This window comes from uncultured Aquimarina sp., assembly GCF_947492115.1.
Taxonomy (GTDB): domain Bacteria; phylum Bacteroidota; class Bacteroidia; order Flavobacteriales; family Flavobacteriaceae; genus Aquimarina.
Genome location: NZ_CANLMM010000003.1, coordinates 478,467 through 497,847, shown reverse-complemented (window position 1 = coordinate 497,847; position 19,381 = coordinate 478,467). Strand labels below are relative to the sequence as shown.

22 protein-coding genes are annotated in these 19,381 nt (G+C 31.8%); 10 read left to right on the top strand and 12 right to left on the bottom strand.

The window, feature by feature from the left end:
• Positions 1-272: 272 nt before the first annotated feature.
• Positions 273-1,547: a HAMP domain-containing sensor histidine kinase gene (locus tag Q1A73_RS11620; RefSeq protein WP_299605607.1), complete on the bottom strand. Its 1,275-nt coding sequence runs from the start codon at positions 1,545-1,547 to the stop codon at positions 273-275.
• A 214-nt stretch (positions 1,548-1,761) separates the two neighbouring features.
• Between Q1A73_RS11620 and Q1A73_RS11615 the strand changes: the two genes are divergently transcribed.
• Genes Q1A73_RS11615 through Q1A73_RS11590 form a run of 6 tightly spaced genes read left to right on the top strand, consistent with a single transcriptional unit; the run spans position 1,762 to position 7,053 of the window.
• Positions 1,762-2,259 carry a hypothetical protein gene (locus Q1A73_RS11615; RefSeq protein ID WP_299605604.1) on the top strand — a complete coding sequence of 166 codons (498 nt, stop codon included), beginning with the start codon at positions 1,762-1,764 and terminating at the stop codon, positions 2,257-2,259.
• Positions 2,260-2,952 (top strand): glycosyltransferase family 2 protein, encoded by a 693-nt coding sequence (locus tag Q1A73_RS11610; RefSeq protein WP_299605600.1) that lies wholly within the window; start codon positions 2,260-2,262, stop codon positions 2,950-2,952.
• A complete protein-coding gene (locus Q1A73_RS11605) occupies positions 2,952-4,424 on the top strand; it encodes a cellulose synthase family protein (RefSeq protein ID WP_299605598.1) in 1,473 nt (490 codons plus the stop codon). The genes Q1A73_RS11610 and Q1A73_RS11605 overlap by 1 nt, the downstream gene beginning before the upstream one ends.
• Complete coding sequence (locus tag Q1A73_RS11600; protein ID WP_299605596.1) at positions 4,424-5,806, top strand: glycosyltransferase 87 family protein; 1,383 nt, start codon at positions 4,424-4,426, stop codon at positions 5,804-5,806. The genes Q1A73_RS11605 and Q1A73_RS11600 overlap by 1 nt, the downstream gene beginning before the upstream one ends.
• Positions 5,807-5,847: 41 nt before the next feature.
• Positions 5,848-6,219: a hypothetical protein gene (locus Q1A73_RS11595; protein WP_299605594.1), complete on the top strand. Its 372-nt coding sequence runs from the start codon at positions 5,848-5,850 to the stop codon at positions 6,217-6,219.
• A gap of 9 nt (positions 6,220-6,228) precedes the next feature.
• Positions 6,229-7,053, top strand: coding sequence for an alpha/beta fold hydrolase (locus Q1A73_RS11590; RefSeq protein WP_299605592.1), 825 nt, complete (start codon positions 6,229-6,231; stop codon positions 7,051-7,053).
• A 4-nt stretch (positions 7,054-7,057) separates the two neighbouring features.
• Here Q1A73_RS11590 and Q1A73_RS11585 read toward each other — a convergent pair whose 3' ends face one another.
• Genes Q1A73_RS11585 through Q1A73_RS11575 form a run of 3 tightly spaced genes read right to left on the bottom strand, consistent with a single transcriptional unit; the run spans position 7,058 to position 9,673 of the window.
• Entirely contained in the window at positions 7,058-7,795 is a 738-nt protein-coding gene (locus Q1A73_RS11585) for a protein phosphatase 2C domain-containing protein (RefSeq protein ID WP_299605589.1), read from the bottom strand.
• Between the two features lie 30 nt (positions 7,796-7,825).
• A complete protein-coding gene (locus Q1A73_RS11580) occupies positions 7,826-8,665 on the bottom strand; it encodes a pseudouridine synthase (protein WP_299605586.1) in 840 nt (279 codons plus the stop codon).
• 51 nt (positions 8,666-8,716) lie between these two features.
• Positions 8,717-9,673, bottom strand: a complete 957-nt coding sequence (locus Q1A73_RS11575; RefSeq protein ID WP_299605583.1) for a carbon-nitrogen hydrolase family protein — start codon at positions 9,671-9,673, stop codon at positions 8,717-8,719.
• A gap of 452 nt (positions 9,674-10,125) precedes the next feature.
• Here Q1A73_RS11575 and Q1A73_RS11570 point away from each other — a divergent pair, with 452 nt between their 5' ends.
• A complete protein-coding gene (locus Q1A73_RS11570; protein WP_299605580.1) occupies positions 10,126-10,470 on the top strand; it encodes a hypothetical protein in 345 nt (114 codons plus the stop codon).
• Between the two features lie 83 nt (positions 10,471-10,553).
• Here Q1A73_RS11570 and Q1A73_RS11565 read toward each other — a convergent pair whose 3' ends face one another.
• Genes Q1A73_RS11565 through Q1A73_RS11555 form a run of 3 tightly spaced genes read right to left on the bottom strand, consistent with a single transcriptional unit; the run spans position 10,554 to position 13,548 of the window.
• On the bottom strand, positions 10,554-11,462 hold the full coding sequence (locus Q1A73_RS11565) for a geranylgeranylglycerol-phosphate geranylgeranyltransferase (RefSeq protein WP_299605578.1): 909 nt from the start codon (positions 11,460-11,462) through the stop codon (positions 10,554-10,556).
• 17 nt (positions 11,463-11,479) lie between these two features.
• The gene (locus Q1A73_RS11560; protein ID WP_299605576.1) at positions 11,480-12,415 is read right to left on the bottom strand and encodes a mevalonate kinase; all 936 of its coding nucleotides are present in this window, start codon (positions 12,413-12,415) and stop codon (positions 11,480-11,482) included.
• A gap of 47 nt (positions 12,416-12,462) precedes the next feature.
• Positions 12,463-13,548, bottom strand: a complete 1,086-nt coding sequence (locus tag Q1A73_RS11555) for a diphosphomevalonate decarboxylase (protein ID WP_299605573.1) — start codon at positions 13,546-13,548, stop codon at positions 12,463-12,465.
• Positions 13,549-13,649: 101 nt separating this feature from the next.
• On the opposite strand from Q1A73_RS11555, the gene Q1A73_RS11550 reads away from it, so the two are divergent.
• Positions 13,650-14,123, top strand: coding sequence for a TspO/MBR family protein (locus Q1A73_RS11550; RefSeq protein ID WP_299605570.1), 474 nt, complete (start codon positions 13,650-13,652; stop codon positions 14,121-14,123).
• Positions 14,124-14,149: 26 nt separating this feature from the next.
• Positions 14,150-14,707, top strand: coding sequence for a TetR/AcrR family transcriptional regulator (locus Q1A73_RS11545; RefSeq protein ID WP_299605567.1), 558 nt, complete (start codon positions 14,150-14,152; stop codon positions 14,705-14,707).
• A gap of 80 nt (positions 14,708-14,787) precedes the next feature.
• On the opposite strand, the gene Q1A73_RS11540 is transcribed toward Q1A73_RS11545, so the two are convergent.
• From Q1A73_RS11540 to Q1A73_RS11520, 5 genes are all read right to left on the bottom strand, one after another.
• Positions 14,788-15,567: a hypothetical protein gene (locus Q1A73_RS11540; RefSeq protein ID WP_299605564.1), complete on the bottom strand. Its 780-nt coding sequence runs from the start codon at positions 15,565-15,567 to the stop codon at positions 14,788-14,790.
• A 74-nt stretch (positions 15,568-15,641) separates the two neighbouring features.
• The gene (locus Q1A73_RS11535; protein ID WP_299605561.1) at positions 15,642-16,199 is read right to left on the bottom strand and encodes a DUF1697 domain-containing protein; all 558 of its coding nucleotides are present in this window, start codon (positions 16,197-16,199) and stop codon (positions 15,642-15,644) included.
• Between the two features lie 11 nt (positions 16,200-16,210).
• On the bottom strand, positions 16,211-17,425 hold the full coding sequence (locus tag Q1A73_RS11530; RefSeq protein WP_299605558.1) for an NAD(P)/FAD-dependent oxidoreductase: 1,215 nt from the start codon (positions 17,423-17,425) through the stop codon (positions 16,211-16,213).
• Positions 17,425-18,102, bottom strand: a complete 678-nt coding sequence (locus tag Q1A73_RS11525; RefSeq protein WP_299605555.1) for a glycerophosphodiester phosphodiesterase family protein — start codon at positions 18,100-18,102, stop codon at positions 17,425-17,427. Before Q1A73_RS11525 ends, Q1A73_RS11530 begins: the two co-directional genes overlap by 1 nt.
• A gap of 60 nt (positions 18,103-18,162) precedes the next feature.
• Complete coding sequence (locus tag Q1A73_RS11520; RefSeq protein WP_299605552.1) at positions 18,163-18,582, bottom strand: Lrp/AsnC family transcriptional regulator; 420 nt, start codon at positions 18,580-18,582, stop codon at positions 18,163-18,165.
• 157 nt (positions 18,583-18,739) lie between these two features.
• On the opposite strand from Q1A73_RS11520, the gene Q1A73_RS11515 reads away from it, so the two are divergent.
• Positions 18,740-19,375 carry a LysE family translocator gene (locus Q1A73_RS11515; RefSeq protein WP_299605550.1) on the top strand — a complete coding sequence of 212 codons (636 nt, stop codon included), beginning with the start codon at positions 18,740-18,742 and terminating at the stop codon, positions 19,373-19,375.
• Positions 19,376-19,381 lie beyond the last annotated feature (6 nt).

The window sequence follows — 19,381 nt, the reverse complement described above, 5'->3', positions numbered from 1 at the left end:
AACTCAAAACACTAACAAACAAACGTTTACATTAAAAAATACATACAATTAAAGATGTGTCTTAATTTTTCATACAGTTTCATCTATAATCGAGAATCTCTTTTTTACAACAACATCCAAATAAAAAAATATGAAATTAAAATACACTATTTTAAAATATAACTCAGTATTACTAGTTTTGATTAGGCAAAATCTATTGAAATCAATAACATGAAAATTAATAAGCGTTTTTTAGATACTAAACTATGATTACTTATATGAAGAAATAGAAATTAGGCAACCATAGGGAAAGTGAGAATTACTTTTGTACCTTTTTCTAATTCGCTATTAATGGATAAAGACCCCATTTGTTTTTCAACAAGCTTTTTTACAATTCCAAGTCCATATCCCGTACCTTGCTCGTTCGCCGTACCTGATGTCGATATCACTTGATCTTCTGAGAGTAATATTTTTAATTGATCAGAGCTAATTCCCACTCCTCTATCCTCTACAGAAATATCAACATAGTTATTTTTAATACTGCATTTAACGATAATCTTAGATTTCGGATGAGAAAACTTTATAGCATTACCTATTAAATTTCTAAAAACTGTTTCCATCATAGATGGACTAATTTTAAGCTTTATATTTTCTGGTAATTCATTGATCAGCTTAATTTCCTTGACACCACTTTTAACTTTAAAAAACTCAAAAGTTTTATCTACTACCTTAGCAATAGAAGTTTCTTCTAAACTAACTTGACTAGTATCCATATTCTGTTTTCCCCAGTCTAATAAGTCTTCTAAAAGCTCACTTCCTTTGGTAGCGGATTCTTTAATTAAATTAGCATATTGCTGGCGTTCATTTTCATCTTTACTTTCTGTAATCAATTCTACCAATAGATTTAATTGATGAAAAGGTGTTTTGAGATCATGTCCAATAATTCTAAACAACTGATCTTTTGAAGCATTCATTTTTTTTAATTCGGCATTTTGCCGTTCTATCAAAATATTAGCTGCTTTTATTTTTTTGAAAAGTGATTGAACGAATTTCTTACCAGCATAAGCAATAAAACCACCTCCGGATACCAGCACTGCACAAAAGACAAATCTCCAAATTGAATAATCGCTACCATAGGTTAGCGCGCACATGACTATGAATATAATGTTGATTGTATTTAATACGAAAAGATGTTTGGAGTGAATCAGCGTTCCTGCAGCAAATATTACCGTAGCAAAAATCATCTGTACGTGAATAAAATTATATTCAAATGCAAAATTAGGATCAAAATAGGCTATTATAAATGTGTAATCGATAGCGAATCTTATTGTATAAAGCGAGATAACTATTAACTGTTTTTTACTAATCAAAGAGAACTTCAATACTACAATTCCCATGATCAAGATAAGCACATTAATGACATCTCTAAAAAAATACTGGCTTAACCCAGTATTTAGATATTCCATATATCCATGAAGTGCAGTACCAGGTAATATAACAAAAAAGAAAGGAGCTAATATCCTGTCATATTTCTTTGTATTTATAAACCTTGATAAATTCCACTTCATAAATTTCCGCTAAAACTTCATTAACACAATGCAAATGTGTATTTTAATTTGTCGACAAATATACCTAAAACATCGACAAAAAGCATTTATTTCTTAAAAAAATCTAAAAATAGGTAAGTTTTTTACTTACAAAAACCAAACCTCTCTTATTTTTTAAAAATATTTTGTAGGTATAGCTAAAGGTTTTCGTCTAAGCCCCTAACCAACGCTTATAATGATGAAACACCTGACATACTTAATTGTTACGATATTTCTTTTTTCGTTTCAAATACCTGCTAAAAAAGAATATCATAGAGAATTTTATGAAAGCGGTGCTCTTAAAGCAGAAGGCTGGAAAGTACAAGATCAAAAAACTGCTTATTGGTATAATTATTATCCTAATGGAAATATTTCCGAGAAGGGGCATTTCAGAAATAATCAAAAAGAAGGATACTGGTATTTCTATTCTTCTGACAAGAAACTAATAAAAGAAGGACACTTTATAAACAATAAAGCCGAAAAATGGTGGATTATTTACGATATTGCCACGAATAATAAAAAAGATAAGGTTACAAGAAAGTACCAATATCGAAATAACAAAAAAAATGGGTATTGTCTCTTATACAAGAATAACAAGCTCTTTAAAGCTGAAAAATATATTGAAAATCAAAAGATTGGAGAATGGACAGACGTTTCTAGCTTTAGAAAAGACAATCCCAATGTTTCTTTATAAATGAATCCTTTAATTAAAGTAATCATACCTGCCTTCAACGAAGAAGGTTCTATAGGCCACGTAATTAGTGAAATTCCCGAAGTTGTTTCTGAAATTATAGTTGTAAGTAATAACTCTACAGATAACACAGAAGCTGTCGCTAAGAAAGCTGGGGCAACGGTCTTAAGAGAAGAAAGAATGGGATATGGTTATGCTTGTCTTAAAGGTTTATCACATATTGCCTCTCAAGAAATTACTCCCGAAATCATCGTATTCTTAGATGGAGATTATAGCGATTATCCGGAAGAATTATTAAAAATTATCGATCCTATAATACATCGGGATATAGACATGGTGATAGGTGCTAGAGATAAAAAATTAAGAGAGTCTGGATCCATGACTATTCCTCAGATTTTTGGAAATTGGCTAGCAACCAGCTTGATGAGATTATTTTTTGGAGCAAAATTTACAGATCTAGGGCCTTTTAGAGCTATCAAATACGACAAACTTCTAGAATTAAATATGCAAGACAAAACCTATGGATGGACTGTGGAAATGCAGTTAAAAGCAATAAAAAAACAGTTTTCTTATACAGAAGTTCCAGTAAGGTACAAAAAGAGAATAGGTGTCTCAAAAGTTTCAGGAACCATAAAAGGTGCTATCTTTGCAGGCGTTAAGATTTTAAGTTGGATTTTTAAATATAGCTTTGCGTAATGGATATTGCAATCATCGTTATTTACACGTTAGCACTACTTATCATTTTCTTATACAGTTTGGCTCAGTTGAACTTACTTTTCAACTATCTCAAATCCCGTAAATTAGATGATAAGTCACCTACTTTTGATCTTTCTAAAAAAGATGAAACGCCTTACGTTACGGTTCAACTTCCTGTTTACAACGAATTATATGTAATGGAGCGTTTGTTGGATAATATCTCTTTATTAGAATATCCGAAGGACAAATTAGAAATACAGGTATTGGACGATTCTACAGACGAGTCGGTTCATACGACTGCGGCTCATATCGAAAAATTACAAAAAACTGGATTAGACATTCAACATATTCGTAGAGAAGACAGAACTGGTTTTAAAGCTGGTGCTCTAAAAGAAGGACTCAAGATCGCTAAAGGAGAGTTCATTGCTATTTTTGATGCCGATTTCCTTCCAGGAAGTAAATGGTTACTTCAAACGATTCCTTATTTCAAAGACAACAATATTGGTGTAGTACAGACACGATGGGGACATATTAATAGAGATTATTCTATTCTTACCAAAATACAAGCTTTTGCTTTGGATTTTCATTTTACGATGGAACAGGTAGGACGTAATTTTAAGGACCATTTCATCAATTTTAACGGAACTGCTGGAGTTTGGAGAAAAACGTGTATCGAAGATTCAGGAAACTGGCAAGGAGATACACTTACTGAAGATCTCGACTTAAGTTATCGAGCCCAATTAAAAAAGTGGAAGTTTAAATATTTGGAAGATGTTGAAACTCCTGCAGAATTACCTGTAGTTATAAGTGCTGCACGTTCTCAGCAATTTAGATGGAATAAAGGAGCGGCAGAAAATTTCCAAAAACTATATTGGAAATTATTAAAAGACAAGACAGTACCTTTTAAAACTAAGTTTCATAGTTTCTTTCATTTACTGAATAGTAGTATGTTTTTATTAGTATTACTAGTTGCAGTACTTAGTGTACCTGTAATGTATATTAAAAACAGTAATCCTATGTTTAGCTGGTATTTTAATGTAATCGCCTTCTTTGCATTGAGTACAGTGATATTCTTCTTTTGTTATTGGCATACGTTCAAAAAGATTCATAATGGAGGTTTTTGGAACTTCATAGAATATGTAAAGATGTTTTTTACGTTCTTCTCTATTGCTATGGGATTCTCCGTTCATAACTCTATGGCTGTTCTAGAAGGTCATTTCGGAAAGAAGAGTGAATTTGTTAGAACTCCAAAATTCAACATTAATTCTTTAAAAGATTCTTGGAAAGGAAACAAATATATAAATAAGAATATCTCTGGTAACACCATTATTGAAGCCTTATTAATGTGCTATTTTGCTTTTGCCTTATACAGTGCATTCAAACTACAGGACTTTGGATTATTCCTGTTTCATATCATGTTATTTCTTGGTTTTGGATTTGTATTCTTCAAATCTGTTACTTCTAAACTGTGATGATTTTGCAGCTATGGAAATACCATAAGTTTTCCATTTTATATGCAACTGTTTGTTTCTTATTTTACTGGAGTTTTGCTTATCAATTAGCACGTACGGATTTTATAAAAATGTTTGGTCTTTGGGCGGGATTATTCTTGTTTACTTATCAAATTATTAAAATTAACCCAAATAATATCAAATTTTTAGCGGGTTTAGCATTAGTATTTAGAATCCTTTTTTTATTTGCCATCCCAAATCTCTCCCAAGATTTTTATCGATTCATTTGGGATGGAAGAATGCTATTAGAAGGGTTTAATCCTTACTTATCATTACCTGAAAATTGGATTTCACAAGGTAATGCTCCAATAGCTCAGGCGCAAGAGTTATATGATGGTATGGGAACTTTAAATGGTAGTCATTTTACAAATTACCCTCCAGTTAGTCAGTTCTGTTATCTAATCGCTGCAGTATTTGGCTCTAGTAATATTTGGGGTTCGGCCGTTGTATTACGCTTATTGATCATTCTTTCGGATATCGGAACTTTTTTTGTAGGTCGTAAACTACTACAAAGATTAGCTATCCCAGAAAAAAATATCTTTTGGTATTTATTAAACCCATTCATCATTATTGAACTTACAGGAAACCTCCATTTCGAGGCAGTAATGATTTTCTTTATTGTATGGTCCTTATATCTATTACAAAAAGGATATTGGTATTGGGCTGCAATTGCTTTAGCACTTTCTGTATCGGTAAAATTGATCCCTTTACTGTTTTTACCATTATTTTTCCAAAAATTCATGGTTGGACAAGGTGGATATACTATATTTCAAAGGTTTTGGAAATTGGTAGGTTTCTATAGCATTGTAATCATAACAACAATACTCCTTTTTGCTCCTTTCTTATCTTCTGAATTTATTTCAAATTTTAGTAAAACGATTGGTTTATGGTTCCAAAATTTCGAATTCAATGCGAGTATCTATTATATTATAAGATGGATAGGATATGAAACTATTGGATGGAATATTATCGGTACCGTTGGAAAAATCCTCCCATTAATTACCGTAGCAATTCTTTTACTACTTACTTTTTTTAGAAAAAATAAAGAAACAGATCAATTAATTGCTGTAATGATGATTGCGATTTGTAGTTATTATTTTTTATCTACCACAGTTCATCCCTGGTATATTGCAGTACCGTTAGTTTTATGCATATTCACAAAATATAAATTCCCAATTTGGTGGTCGTTTGTCATCATATTTAGCTATACTGCTTATATAAATCCTGATTTTAAAGAAAATTTATGGTTTGTTGCTTTAGAATATACTACTGTATTTGGTATTTTTATTTTTGAAGTACTTAAAAACACTTCTCGAGTTTCATTAAAATCTATCTATAGTTGATTTTTAATAGATATAAAAAAGTAACAATATTGTCATTCTTGATGTTCACTAGCTTTCTCTTTTCTCAAAATACAGAAGTTATAGGAGCATCTTTAGCAGATAACTGGAATTTTTGCAAATATGTAACAAGCAAACATTATTGCGAGAACAATGAGAGTAGATTGAATTGTGAATTTCAAATTATATTTTCCGAAAATAAGTATACCTTATTAAGAGACTCCATAAAAATAGACACCGGTACTTTTGAGATAAATCATCAGTACGATGAAGTATATTTCATTAATTTTGATTCTGTACAACAAGGTGAAATTTTAAATATTCTGGGAATATCAGGCGTTCAACTTCGTAATCAAGAGGATGGTTTCACGTTATTTGTGGAACAAACTTCTGATTTATATGTTTTAAAAAAATAAATTATCAACTTGAGAATCAATTTCAAAAAAATAGGAAGACGATTATTACGAATCATGGCTTTTATCGTCATATTAATCCTTGGTGTTTATATATTCTTATATGTGAAACAAGAACGTTTCTTTTTTAACCCAAAGGTATTAGCAAAAGATTACTCCTATTCTTTTGACCAACCTTTTGAAGAAATAAATATTGCTGTAGAAGATGATGTAAATCTGAATGCATTATTATTTAAAACGGATTCTATAAGTAAAGGATTAATTCTATATTTCCACGGAAATGCTGGGGCCATCCATGAATGGGGAGAAAGGGCGTATCTGTATACAGAAAATAAATTTGATGTATTGTTCGTGGACTATAGAGGTTATGGAAAGAGTGATAGTTTTTATGAAGAAGAATCTGAATTGTACAATGATGCCCAAAAAGTGTATGATTTTGCGCTTACTCGTTATAAGGAGGAAGATATTATTGTATTAGGTTTCTCATTAGGAACAGGGTTTGCCTCGTACACTGCCTCTAAAAACAACCCTAAACTACTTATTCTAGAAGCACCTTATTACGCTTGGAACGAATTTATCGCTAGTATGGCACCCGTACCAGAATCCTTAATTAACTACGAAATACCTTCATATAAATTTCTGGGAGAAGTACAATGCCCAATCCGGGTGTTTCATGGATCTAGAGACTTTTTGATTAAACCTGAAGAACATTCTAAGCGATTAAAGGATCTATATCCAGATAAAATAGAACGTACATTGATCAAAGGCGCAGGACATAGTGTACATCTTACAAAACAATATTACGACGAACTAAAAGAACTGTTGGCAAGATATTAAACCACTATTCTCTTATTATTCTGATAATAGCAATATCATCGGTTAGTACCTGATTGTACTCCAATTCTAAATCACGGATTTTCTTTTCTAGAAAGTTGTCGTAATTTTTTCCTTGCTTATCTCGTAATAAAAACGCAATAATCTCCTCTTCTTTCTTTTGTTGATTAGGATTTTTAAAATTTTTAAAGGAATAAATTCCATCTGTAGAAATCGATAAATCCCTAAAGTCAGTAATTGATAATCGTTGTTCTTGGGATTGATACCAAGTATCAAAATCTTCGCCTAAATGATACCCTAAATAATCTGGCTTATCATTTTGTTCGTATTCTACTGAAATGTCATCATAATGAATCAATCCATCACCAACTGATAAAAACTCTGCATTAGATGTATGCTGATCTATTACACCTATTATAAGAGTCGACAGTAATTCTTCTGTCTCTAGGCCTAAATTATTTTTTATAGTTTTTAATTGTAAAAAAAGTTTTTTGAGAATTTCTTGCAGGCATAATTGCAATTCCTTGGTATTATTATTTAAAAAGTCCTTGTAAAACTCTTCTTTAGCAATATTTCTAAGGATCTTACCAATCAGCATAGAGGCAAAAACAGATTCTTTGCCCATAGTACAACCATCCATAACAGCTACTATGAATCTGTTCGTACTAACGTTCTCGACTATTAAAAAATCTTCGCAATAATTGGTGTGAAAGTCTCCTATATTAAGAGTGGAATATATTTTCATAAAAATAACTCCACAAAAATAAAAAACTAATTACATCATCCTTAAATTAATTACTTCTTGTTCGGTAAGTATTCTCCAATGACCTCTAGGAAGGTCTTTTTTGGTCAATCCTGCAAAAATCACTCGATCTAATTTGACTACACCATAATTAAGATGTTCGAATATTTTGGTCACGATTCCATTTTTAGAAGACATTAACTGTATTCCTATTTCATTTTTAGAAGCTCCTTCGATATATGAGATCTCATCTACCTGGATAAAACCTTCTTGCAGTTTAATCCCTTTTTCTATTTTCTGAAAATCTTCAAATTTTAGATTACGATCTAATTCTACATGAAAGATTTTACGAACTCCTGTTTTATGATGGGTAAGTTTTTTTTCTAGATCTACATCATTTGTAAAAAGTAACAACCCAGTAGTATTTCGTTCTAGTCTTCCTACTGGTTTTAGCCTGGCTTTGGAAGCATTTGCAACCAAATCCATAACAGTTCTAGTTTTTTCAGGACTTGTAGATGTTACAAAACCTTTTGGTTTGTTAAGTAAGACATATTCCTTTTTTTCAGGCGTAATGAGTCTACCATCAAACTTAACTTCATCTGTAAGTTTCACCTTATATCCCATTTCTGTTACAGGCTTGCCATTTACCCAAACACTCCCAGTTTGAATATATAGATCCGCGTCCCTTCTGGAACAAACACCAGAATTAGCAACAAACTTATTTAATCTAATTTCTTCAGAATCTGAGATCTTTTTTGGTCCATTACTTTTATTCCTTACAGAGGCATTACCTTTTGTATACGAATTTCTTTTAGGCTTTGCTCCTTTTTTCCCACTTCCTCTTCCTTTTTTGGAATTGTCTCCACGACTCATATCTTACATTTTTTGCAAAGATAGCTCTTTCGCATTTAGAAATAATGAAAATTAATCTTCATCTATCCAAACGGTACTCTGGCGTTCTCTATTTACACTTAATTGCGTAACATCAGGTCTGGAATAATGACCTACAGGATCAAAATTCTGACGTTCTTGTAAGACACGATTAAAATCTAAGGTTTCTATAAGTAATCCTTCTTTATGGAGTACTGGTTCTAAAATCCATTCTCCATCTGGTCCCGCAATACAAGAACCTCCATTACCGAGAACATCTGGAGCCTTTTTAAGGATTTCGTTTAAATGTGGTGTAGTCGCTGGGAAATCTTCCTTTCTCATTAAACTAGAAACAGAAATCACATAAGATCTAGATTCACGTGCAATAAACCTGGTAATATCTTTGGTATTATAATCGCTACCAGGCCAAACAGCTACGTGCAAATTTTCTCCTTGACCATATAATGCCACTCTAGGCAAAGGCATCCAATTTTCCCAACAATTCAATCCACCTACTGTAAATGCTTTTAGCGGATGTACCCGCAATCCATTACCATCTCCAGAGGACCAGGTTAGACGTTCTTCGTAAGTTGGCTGTAATTTACGATGCACAGATTTAATCTCTCCATTGCTATTAATATAAACTAAAGAAGCATACAAACTATGTCCTCCACGATCTAGAGGTCGCTCAATAATCCCTAAATAAACTGCTAAATTATGTTCTTTGGCTAATGCACAAATAGAATCTAAATCACCTTTCTCTATAACTATAGCATTCTGTGCATAATGCGCATGAATTTCTTTTTGGATCTTGTTATCAAACTGTGCACCATCTGTAAGCGAAACCCAGAACGGATACCCTGGTAATAATGTTTCGCCAAATACGATAAGCTCCGCTTTTTTAGCAGCTGCTTCGGTAATTGAATTTTCTATTTTTTTTATAGTAGCATTTTTATCCAGCCAAACTGGTGATATTTGTGCTAAAGCAACAGTTAGTAATTGATCATTCATGTAGCATATTTATTTTATCTCGTATACGTCAAGTTTTTCCTATAATTCTAAAAGTATCGCAAAGTAGTTAACGAATTATTAACATTTAAAAAATTGAATTTCAATTAGTTAAACAACAAAACTAGCTTTACGGTTAAACCTTCACGTAACATTAAGTTAACATTAGAAAACATCCAAAAATTAAACTATTCGCATACTTGTTCATTACAGTACTGAGAATTTGATATCAAAAAATCTTATCCTCTTTCATACTTCTAAAGTAAACATATAAAAAGTACTTTTTATTCAAAGTTGAATTTATGTTAAAACGCACTAATTTTTACATAATGGTAAAGCTAACAATACATTATATTAAAATTTAAACTTAAAAAAAGCTGTTTTTCAGATCTACATTTGTCATGTAAAATTTAAACAAACAATATCTTAAAACTCAAATCAAAAACACGTAAAAAATGAAAAAATTAGTTGTATTAGCAGTCGCAATTTTAGCATCTACTCAGATCTTTGCAAACGACAAAAACACTGAAGAAACGAACGAACAAAAATTAAGAAGTGAAATCGCACTTCTATTAGAGAAGCCTCAGATCCAGTTGGATACTGATGAAATCAAAGCTAATATTGAGTTTATAGTAAACGGAAAAGGAGAAATCGTAATCCTATCTATTGATTCAGAAAAAGAAGCTATCGAATACTACGTAAAATCTAGATTGAACTACAAAAAAATAGGTAACGAAATTAACAAAACTGGTAATAAAATATTTAAATTAAGAGTAAAGGTATTAAACCCTGAAGCTTAAGATATTTTGAATATATAAAGGATTCATCCTTACCTAAAAGTTAAGCAGCTATATAATTTTATATAGCTGCTTTTATTTTTTTACTACCAAAGTAGTCTGTCTAAAATCATATTTACATCAATCAGAACGATACTAAATACTCCAACAACAATAATGAACTTCAGAATATTATGTAGCCAAACGTAATGTGTTCTTTTATTTGATTTCCATAGTGCAATCAAAAACGATAATAGCAATCCCAGACAAGCGTAGAAATAAAAATTCATTAAACCAATTTCATAAGAGGTTAGCAATAGATAAATAGGAACGCAAGAAGCCAGGACAAGTAGACTAATTAGTTTTTTTGATGTGGGTTCTCCATAAATAATTGGAATTGTCTTATAATTCTGTGCTATGTCTCCTCTAAGGTTTCCAAGATCCTTTACCATTTCTCTCATTACCAACATTAAAAACAAAAAAGTAGCATGCACAAAAATTACCTCATCGAAGTTTTTGTAATAAATAAAAACAGCAAAAAATGGTGTAATGGATAATATGGAAGCTACGAAATTACCTAAAAAAGGTTTTCTCTTGAGTTTATGTGAATAAAACCAGATTCCGAATACATATAAAGAAAAAAACAACACAGCTTTAAAAGAAACATAGCTGGCTAGAATTACTGAAAGAAAATTGAGCACAAAGTATCCTGTTAGTTTAGTTTGCTGACTTACCAAACGATCTAACATTGTTTTCTGTGGCCTATTGATCAGGTCTTTTTCTCGATCATAGAAATTATTAATAATATATCCTGCCGCAATTACACCTGCAGACGCTAGTACAATAACAAATAAATTAGGATCAAAAAGCACCTCTCTTAAAGGAATATCTGGTGCTAAAATAAATATGGACGTAAGATATTGAGCAAAAACAATAATAAGAATATTGTAACCTCTAACAATAGAAAACAAACTCAATAACTTAAGAAGAATGAGCTTATTTTTTCTAGAAAACATCTTAATGGGATGCGCTTTTAGAAGTTGTATACTACTTCTAATTTATAGTCTTTTAGTGCAGATTGCGCTTTATCTAAATCTTGCGTAAATCCTAAGATATAGCCGCCACCTCCAGAACCACATAATTTAAGATAGTAGTCATTGGTTTCTATACCTTTTTTCCACAATTCGTGAAATTGTTGAGGAATCATTGGCTTAAAATTATCCAATACTACATTTGATAATTGCTTAATGTTGGAGAATAAAGATTTTATATCCCCTTTCAGGAAATCATCTACACAGGCATCAGTATGCTTCACAAACTGATTTTTGAGCATTTTTCTAAAACCTTCTTGCTTCATGTTTTCCATAAAAATACTAACCATAGGTGCTGTTTCTCCTACGATACCGCTATCTAATAAAAATACAGCTCCTTTTTTATGATCTACACTTTGGGAAGGAATCCCAGCAGGCTCAATATTATCTTTAGAATTAATTAGAATTGGAAGACTCAAATAACTATTTAATGGATCTAAACCAGAACTACTTCCATGGAAAAAGGACTCCATCAAACCAAAAATTTCTTTCAGTTTAAGTAGTTTATCTCTCGTAAGGTTTTCTAAAACTGTAATTTTATCCTCTGCATACTTATCATAAATCGCAGCAACTAAAGCTCCACTACTACCCACTCCGTATCCTTGTGGAATACTACTATCGAAATACATTCCTGCGCCAACATCTTCCTTCAACTTTTCTAAGTTGAAACTGACTACACCTTTACTCTGCACTCCTTCGAGATAATTTGTAAACTCTTGTAGACTTTTATTTGACTTTACAGCTTCTTCACCAGGATTATCGGAAACTTTTAGAGCTCCTTTATAAAAATTATAAGGTATAGAAAGACCTTTGGAATCTTTAATGATTCCATATTCGCCAAACAAAAGTATTTTCGAGTAAAATAATGGTCCTTTCATCAGTTTATTTTCCTTTTTACTAATTTGTCTAATTATTTAGGATAAAGTTACAACAATTTAGCACCTAATCCTATTTTATCGCAAATATACTGCCCTTTCTCACAATACACAACTAACTCACTATTAATGAAATCCATCACTTCATTTTTTTCTGAGTTTGGATATAACACATGTACATTTGCTCCCGCATCAAGCGTAAAACAAATTTTAGAACCTGTATCCTTTCTATACTTCCATATTTTATGTATTACGGATAACGTATTAGGCTTCATTAAAATAAAATACGGAAGAGAAGTCATCATAATAGCATGCAAGGTTAGCGCTTCACTTTCTACTATTTCAATAAATCTATCCAAATCACCAGAAACAAGTACATCTTTAAGTTTTGTGATGTTGGTATTTGCCTGAAAAAATCGTTGTTCCGCAAAAGGATGACCATGCATTAAATCATGACCTACAGAACTACTTACTTGTTTTTCTCCCTTATCCACGAGCAATATAGTATCCTGATAATTATTAAAATTTTCATGAATGGTATGTGGAAACTTCACTGCGTAAGCATCACTACTTCCTTCAATTTCATTATGATTACCCCAAACGATTACAGGACCTTCTATACTTCTACTAGCACTTCCTGATCCTAATCGTGAAAGAAAAGAAGCTTTCTTAAGAAACTCCATATCTGTTATTGAAGCATCCATCGATCTTTCTAAATGCATTATACAATACGCTAATGCACTCATTCCACTCGCAGATGATGCAATTCCACTACTGTGCGGAAAAGTATTTTTAGTTTCTATTACAAACTTAAAGTCTTTTAAAAAAGGTACATAAGCTTCAATTCTTTGGAAGAAACTTTGAATTTTTGGTTTAAAGTCAGGTTTTGGCTTTCCTTCAAAAAGTAACTCGAATTGAAAATCTTCTGATGGATTCTCCAACTTTTCATATTGCAAAATTGTTTCGGTTTTACAAACATCCAAAGTAAAACTAATGGAAGGATTTTCTGGTAATTGTATCGGCCGTTTTCCCCAATATTTCACTAGTGCAATGTTACTTGGTGATGAACAGGAAAAGAATCCTTTGTTAGGGATATTTACACTTTTTTTTGCAATAAACTGACTATAATCGGCCATAATCTAAAAAATAATTTTGGCAAAGATACGTGGATAAGCTGTTTTAAGAGTAAGCTAGTAAAAATAAATTATTATTTTAGTGATTAACTAACTAATTCTAAATGAAGAAAAAATTACTACGTATAGGCGTTGCTGTCTTATTATGTCTTTTAATTGGATTTTTAAGCAGCATTGCTACTCAAACATCGATTAGCACCTGGTATGTAGGATTGCAAAAACCATCTTTTACTCCTCCGAATTGGCTTTTTGCTCCTGTATGGACAGTTTTGTACATTTTAATGGGAATTGCTGCAGGTATTGTTTGGAGTAGAGGTTTTTATCATAAATGGGTAAAAACTGCGTTATATCATTTTGGGTTTCAACTTTTACTCAATGCTGCGTGGTCCATTTTTTTCTTTGGAATGCGCAATCCATTGATTGCACTTGTGGATATAATTGCCCTTTTTATCCTACTTTTGTTTACCATCAAATGGTTTAAAGTTGTAAACTCAACAGCCGCTTACCTACTTATCCCATACTTGATTTGGGTTGCTTTTGCGACTGCATTAAATTTTAGTATATGGCAACTTAACTAAACCAAGAATGAAGGAATAATTTTTTTATGAACAAAAAGTCGATCGTCTTACAGACAACTTTAGAATTAATCACAAAACAAGGAATACGGGCAACTTCTCTCTCACAAATCATTAAAGAATCAGGTGTTGCTAATGGAACAGTATATCATCATTTTAAAAATAAAGAGGAGATTATCACTGAGCTATATTTAATGCTCACACAAGATTTCGGAACAGTAGTTATGAGAAATGTTCCAGAAGATGACATTAAAAAACAATTTTCGATCATGTGGCTCAACTTATTCCACTATTTCGTTAATAACCCTCTTGCTTTTATATTTTCTGAACAAATAGCAAGATCTCCAGAGATCCCACAATCTTTAAAAGATAAAGCGAGACAATATTATGGAGATATTGAAAATTACTTTAAAACTGGTATTCGACAAAAAGTATTTAAGTCTTACAACACTCTAGTGATGGAGGAATTATTTTTTGGGAATGTAGTATCACTAGTAAAAATTCATGAAAATGAGAAGGTAAAACTACTTGACAAACATATCAATCAGGCTATAGAAATATCTTGGAAAGGCTTTTTAAGAGATTAAAAATTACATTATTAGTTTTTTTATAATAAACCCTACTCTAAAATATAGAGTAGGATTTATTATAAAACTTCTCTGATGTATTAGTTAAATATGACATTGACACAAGAATCTTTATACAGTTTTTTCACTGCTGCTTGTATCGCTTTTTTGGGTTCTTTCGTTTTTCCAATGGATTTTCCATTATAATAAACGCCTCCATTTCCTTTCCATGCAAATTCTTCGCTATGCGTTTTAATAACTCTTACTCCATCTTTCTTCGTTATCTGAAAAGACTCTAATTTCTGATCGTATTCTAATCCTGCTGGAAAATATACTTCGGTAACAAATTTTGTGTCTCCGTTTCCGTACATATAGCAAACACATTCACCAATATCTTTTGCTTCAGACACTCTCACCATATTATTCTGCACAATCTTCCATCTTTCATTTACTTTAACAGCAACCATATCCATTAACATAGTGCCTTTTTCGGCTAATTTTTTATCTATAAAAGATTCGAAATTAACTACTGCCGATATAATTCCGGCATTTTCTTTCTGGCTTTGAAAAACAATATTCTCTAACTTAAGTTTGAAACTATAATTGTCATCATTTATAATATCATCTAACTGGGAGGAAATATGTTTTTTATCGTACTCTTTTCGAACCAAAGCTCCTGATAAATTTACGTAGACCGTATTGCCACTATATTTTTCATCAAATAGAAGTAAGACGCTATTTTTCTTAGCTCCTTTTTCTAAATTATTCATTTTAGCTATATAGTCCATTAATAGCTTTTTAATAGGCTCATCATCTCCTGCTCTGGCTGTAAACGAACTTTGACAAATAAAAATAATAAGTAGTAGTGTAATTTTTTTCATAGTATATAAGGTAATAGTTTAACCTCTTTAATATACGAAATTTTACACAAATCTATTGGGCGTTTATCTACAAATCAACCAACTAAGGAGCAAATTTCCAATAACTTACTTAACGTTTTCAGGTTTCTAGCAGTAGACTTATTTCTTAATTTTTTTTCAAAAAAATTATTGTGAAGTTTTGTTTTTCCGTAACCATTTGCAGCATATAAATAGATGACATCAGGTGTGATTATAAATTCTTCAGGAGCTACCGAAAGCTTATTAAGTTCTATGATGGCATTTTCATTTGCGGCATCACAAAAGACCATGAAATATAATTTTTTGAGTTCGGCTTCGTCATTACTAAATCTCTCTTTGAAAGGATTTTTTGTTAGAATTTTCTGTAAAGTTTTTTGTGTTAGCACTACAACAGATATCTCTAAACCAAAGTTCTTTTGGATTACTTTCTTTATTTTTTCTTGTAATTCTTTAATGTTTTCAGATCCAGCTTTAAAAACAATATTTCCACTTTGTATATAGGTAGTTACCGATTCAAAACTGGCAGAAAGAAGTGCCACTTTAAGATCAACCATTTTAATCTTGTTATGACCTCCAACATTAACACCTCTCAATAAAGCGACATAAGTTTTCATGTGTTGTTCTTTTATTCTTTCGATGTAATTGCCTGAGCAGCGATATAAGCTCCTGTCCAAGCATTCTGAAAATTAAATCCTCCCGTTATCGCATCTATATTTAAGACTTCGCCAGCAAAATATAAGTTCTTGTGTTTTTTGCTTTCAAAGGTTTTGAAATTAACCTCCTTAAGATCTATACCTCCTGCTGTTACAAATTCATCCTTAAATGTGCTTTTACCTACTACTTTATAAACTCCCTTGATCAATTCTTCAGAAAGTCTAGTTAGTTGTGTTTTATTTACATCTGCCCACTTGGTTGTATCACCAATATCTGCGGCTAACACTAAACTTTGCCATAGTCTTTTGGGCAAATTAAATTGAGCATATTTAGAAACTTGTTGCTTGGGGTGCTCGTTTTTTAAAGCCTTTAACATATGAAGGGTTTCTTCTAACGAATAATCTTGTAACCAATTGACGATGATCTCAAAGTTATAATTAAAATTATGCAACTCTATTGCTCCCCATGCCGAAAGCTTCAGAATTGCAGGACCACTCATTCCCCAATGCGTAATCAAAAGAGGACCTTCGCTGAATAATTTAGAGTCTTTGACCTTTACGGAAGCATTTGTTGAAATACCCGGCAAGTCTTTAATCCTTTTGTCCTTTATATTAAATGTAAATAAAGAAGGTACTGCATTTACCGTTTGAAGTCCAAGGGATTTAAGTTTTGCCCAGATTTTGGAATTACTTCCTGTAGCTATCATCATTTTTTTACTTTCAAAATCGCCTTGATTTGTACTTATTTTCCAAACCTTATCTTCATAGTAAAAATCTTTTACCACATGATTTTTAAGAATTTCTATTCCTAACCTTCTGGCCTCAGACAAAAAACAATTTATAATAGTTTCCGATGAGTCAGAAATTGGAAAAATACGACCATCATCTTCTATTTTTAATTCAACACCATGTTTATCGAACCATTCCATAGTATCACCTGTCATAAAAGTATGAAAAGGACCTAATAGCTCTTTTTCGCCTCTTGGATAGTTTTTACTTAAAGGATCTGGAACAAACTCCGCATGTGTAACATTACATCTTCCTCCTCCAGATATTCTTACTTTAGAAAGCACTTCTTTTCCTCTTTCTAAAATGGCTATCGTAAGATTTGGATCATTTTCAGCTACGTTAATTGCAGTAAAAAAACCGGCCGCTCCGCCGCCAATAATTAGGAGATCATATTGCATTAAGCAAAATTAGGAAAATCAGTTATGATAGTATCTACTTTTAGCTCTTTTGATGATTTAATATCTTCAGGATCATTTACCGTCCAGACATACACTTTATAGCCCTTATCTTTTGCCAGCTTCACCTCTTCTTCCGTTAATGAGGCAATTGGTGGATGAACAGAATAGGCTTCTAAACTTTCGGCTACTGATAAAACTGAGGATATATTTTTCTCTGTTAACACTCCTAAATTAAATTCGGAACTTGATCTTTTTATCTGAAATAGTTGAGAATGATCAAAACTAGATAACACAAAATTATTACGCTCCCAGTTAGTGTTTTTAATATAATCTTCTAAAAGCTCTATTACAGGCATCGCCGTTCCTATTCCTTTTAATTCTATGTTTATATCACATGTTGTATTGACCATATTTAATACTTGATTTAACGTAGGAATCTTGTATCCTTCGATCGTTGTGTATTTATGTAATTCCTGCAGTGTAAAGTCAGATACTTTTCCCTTACCGTTAGTTGTTCTTTGTAATGTTTCATCATGAATTACAATAAGCTCGCCAGACTTACATTTATGAACATCTATTTCAATTCCATCGACCTTATGATTTAAGGCTTCTTTAATAGACTCTATTGTATTTTCTGCAACCAATCCAGCGGCTCCGCGATGCCCAAATATTTTCATTTATTTTTATTTTAAAATTATACGATTTGAAAATGTCAAACTATCACTAATACATCCTACTTAATTTGTAATAAGATCCGAAAGAATTACTTGTGTTGATGGATTTCCATGTTTTGCTAAACGATCGATAAATTTCTGCAAATGACCACTATCTTTTACATTTATTTTCATAATCAAACAATTCTCTCCAGTAACCCTACTACAATGCTCGATTTCAGGATAATCTTTCATGATCTCCACAAAAGAATGGAAATTTTTACTTTCTAAACTCATCAGAATATAAGCCGACACAGAAAGTCCCATCTTTTTCGGATCTATTAATGTCCTATATCCTTTAATAACTTCCGTTTCTTCCAAACGCTGAATTCGTTCACCAACTGCCGATGCCGACAACCCAATTTGTCTCCCTATCTGCGCATAAGAAGCTCTAGAATTTTCTTTTAAATAACATAGGATCTTACGATCTAATTCGTCTTTCACCACAATCCATTGTTTTTGTATATTAAAAATACGTTTTCGAAGGAAATTGCACGTTATATCCCACGAATCAACATATCATCTTGCTAAGATAAAACTAAATTTACACTGTAAGAATAAAGTACTATTACTTTACATCATTTTCATAAAACCATAATACATGTTTGGAATTATCAACTTTGAAGCTTTTATACTTGCGGGAATTCTTTTAAACTTAACACCAGGCGCGGATACTATGTACATCCTTGGAAGAAGCATATCACAAGGAAAAAAATCCGGTATTTTATCTGCTTTAGGAATAACAACTGGTGCTTTGATCCATTGCTTGGCAGCCGCTTTAGGCCTATCAGTATTACTAGCGAAGTCTGCCTTAGCTTTTCAGCTCATAAAATATGCTGGAGCTATCTATCTTATTTACTTAGGTGTTCAATTATTACGATCTAAAACGGTACAAAATTTTGAAGTAAATGAAAATATTGAAAATCACATAAACTACTCTAAAATTTACGTTTCAGGCATATTAACCAATATTCTGAATCCTAAAGTAGCTTTATTTTTTCTTGCTTTCTTGCCTCAGTTTATTAGTCCTGAAGCGGTAGAAAACCATATTCCATTTATGATTTTAGGTTTAACCTTTGTGACTACAGGAACAATATGGTGTCTTTTTCTTGCCTTTTTTGCAGCCAAACTATCTGATCGAATACGTAAAAACTATAAAATAAAAACGTGGTTAGATAAATTCACAGGAATTACCTTTATACTACTTGGAATCAAATTAGCCTTCTCTAAACAATAATTTATC

Coding starts and splice junctions, on each gene's coding strand:
- Q1A73_RS11535 (WP_299605561.1), bottom strand. CDS start 16,199: ATGAAAACTTATGTCGCTTTATTGAGAGGTGTTAATGTTGGAGGTCAT.
- Q1A73_RS11565 (WP_299605578.1), bottom strand. CDS start 11,462: ATGTTTTCTAGAAAAAATAAGCTCATTCTTCTTAAGTTATTGAGTTTG.
- Q1A73_RS11545 (WP_299605567.1), top strand. CDS start 14,150: ATGAACAAAAAGTCGATCGTCTTACAGACAACTTTAGAATTAATCACA.
- Q1A73_RS11525 (WP_299605555.1), bottom strand. CDS start 18,102: ATGAAAATATTTGGGCATCGCGGAGCCGCTGGATTGGTTGCAGAAAAT.
- Q1A73_RS11540 (WP_299605564.1), bottom strand. CDS start 15,567: ATGAAAAAAATTACACTACTACTTATTATTTTTATTTGTCAAAGTTCG.
- Q1A73_RS11530 (WP_299605558.1), bottom strand. CDS start 17,425: ATGCAATATGATCTCCTAATTATTGGCGGCGGAGCGGCCGGTTTTTTT.
- Q1A73_RS11605 (WP_299605598.1), top strand. CDS start 2,952: ATGGATATTGCAATCATCGTTATTTACACGTTAGCACTACTTATCATT.
- Q1A73_RS11555 (WP_299605573.1), bottom strand. CDS start 13,548: ATGGCCGATTATAGTCAGTTTATTGCAAAAAAAAGTGTAAATATCCCT.
- Q1A73_RS11550 (WP_299605570.1), top strand. CDS start 13,650: ATGAAGAAAAAATTACTACGTATAGGCGTTGCTGTCTTATTATGTCTT.
- Q1A73_RS11620 (WP_299605607.1), bottom strand. CDS start 1,547: ATGAAGTGGAATTTATCAAGGTTTATAAATACAAAGAAATATGACAGG.
- Q1A73_RS11600 (WP_299605596.1), top strand. CDS start 4,424: ATGATTTTGCAGCTATGGAAATACCATAAGTTTTCCATTTTATATGCA.
- Q1A73_RS11595 (WP_299605594.1), top strand. CDS start 5,848: ATGTTCACTAGCTTTCTCTTTTCTCAAAATACAGAAGTTATAGGAGCA.
- Q1A73_RS11560 (WP_299605576.1), bottom strand. CDS start 12,415: ATGAAAGGACCATTATTTTACTCGAAAATACTTTTGTTTGGCGAATAT.
- Q1A73_RS11585 (WP_299605589.1), bottom strand. CDS start 7,795: ATGAAAATATATTCCACTCTTAATATAGGAGACTTTCACACCAATTAT.
- Q1A73_RS11575 (WP_299605583.1), bottom strand. CDS start 9,673: ATGAATGATCAATTACTAACTGTTGCTTTAGCACAAATATCACCAGTT.
- Q1A73_RS11570 (WP_299605580.1), top strand. CDS start 10,126: ATGAAAAAATTAGTTGTATTAGCAGTCGCAATTTTAGCATCTACTCAG.
- Q1A73_RS11610 (WP_299605600.1), top strand. CDS start 2,260: ATGAATCCTTTAATTAAAGTAATCATACCTGCCTTCAACGAAGAAGGT.
- Q1A73_RS11580 (WP_299605586.1), bottom strand. CDS start 8,665: ATGAGTCGTGGAGACAATTCCAAAAAAGGAAGAGGAAGTGGGAAAAAA.
- Q1A73_RS11515 (WP_299605550.1), top strand. CDS start 18,740: ATGTTTGGAATTATCAACTTTGAAGCTTTTATACTTGCGGGAATTCTT.
- Q1A73_RS11615 (WP_299605604.1), top strand. CDS start 1,762: ATGATGAAACACCTGACATACTTAATTGTTACGATATTTCTTTTTTCG.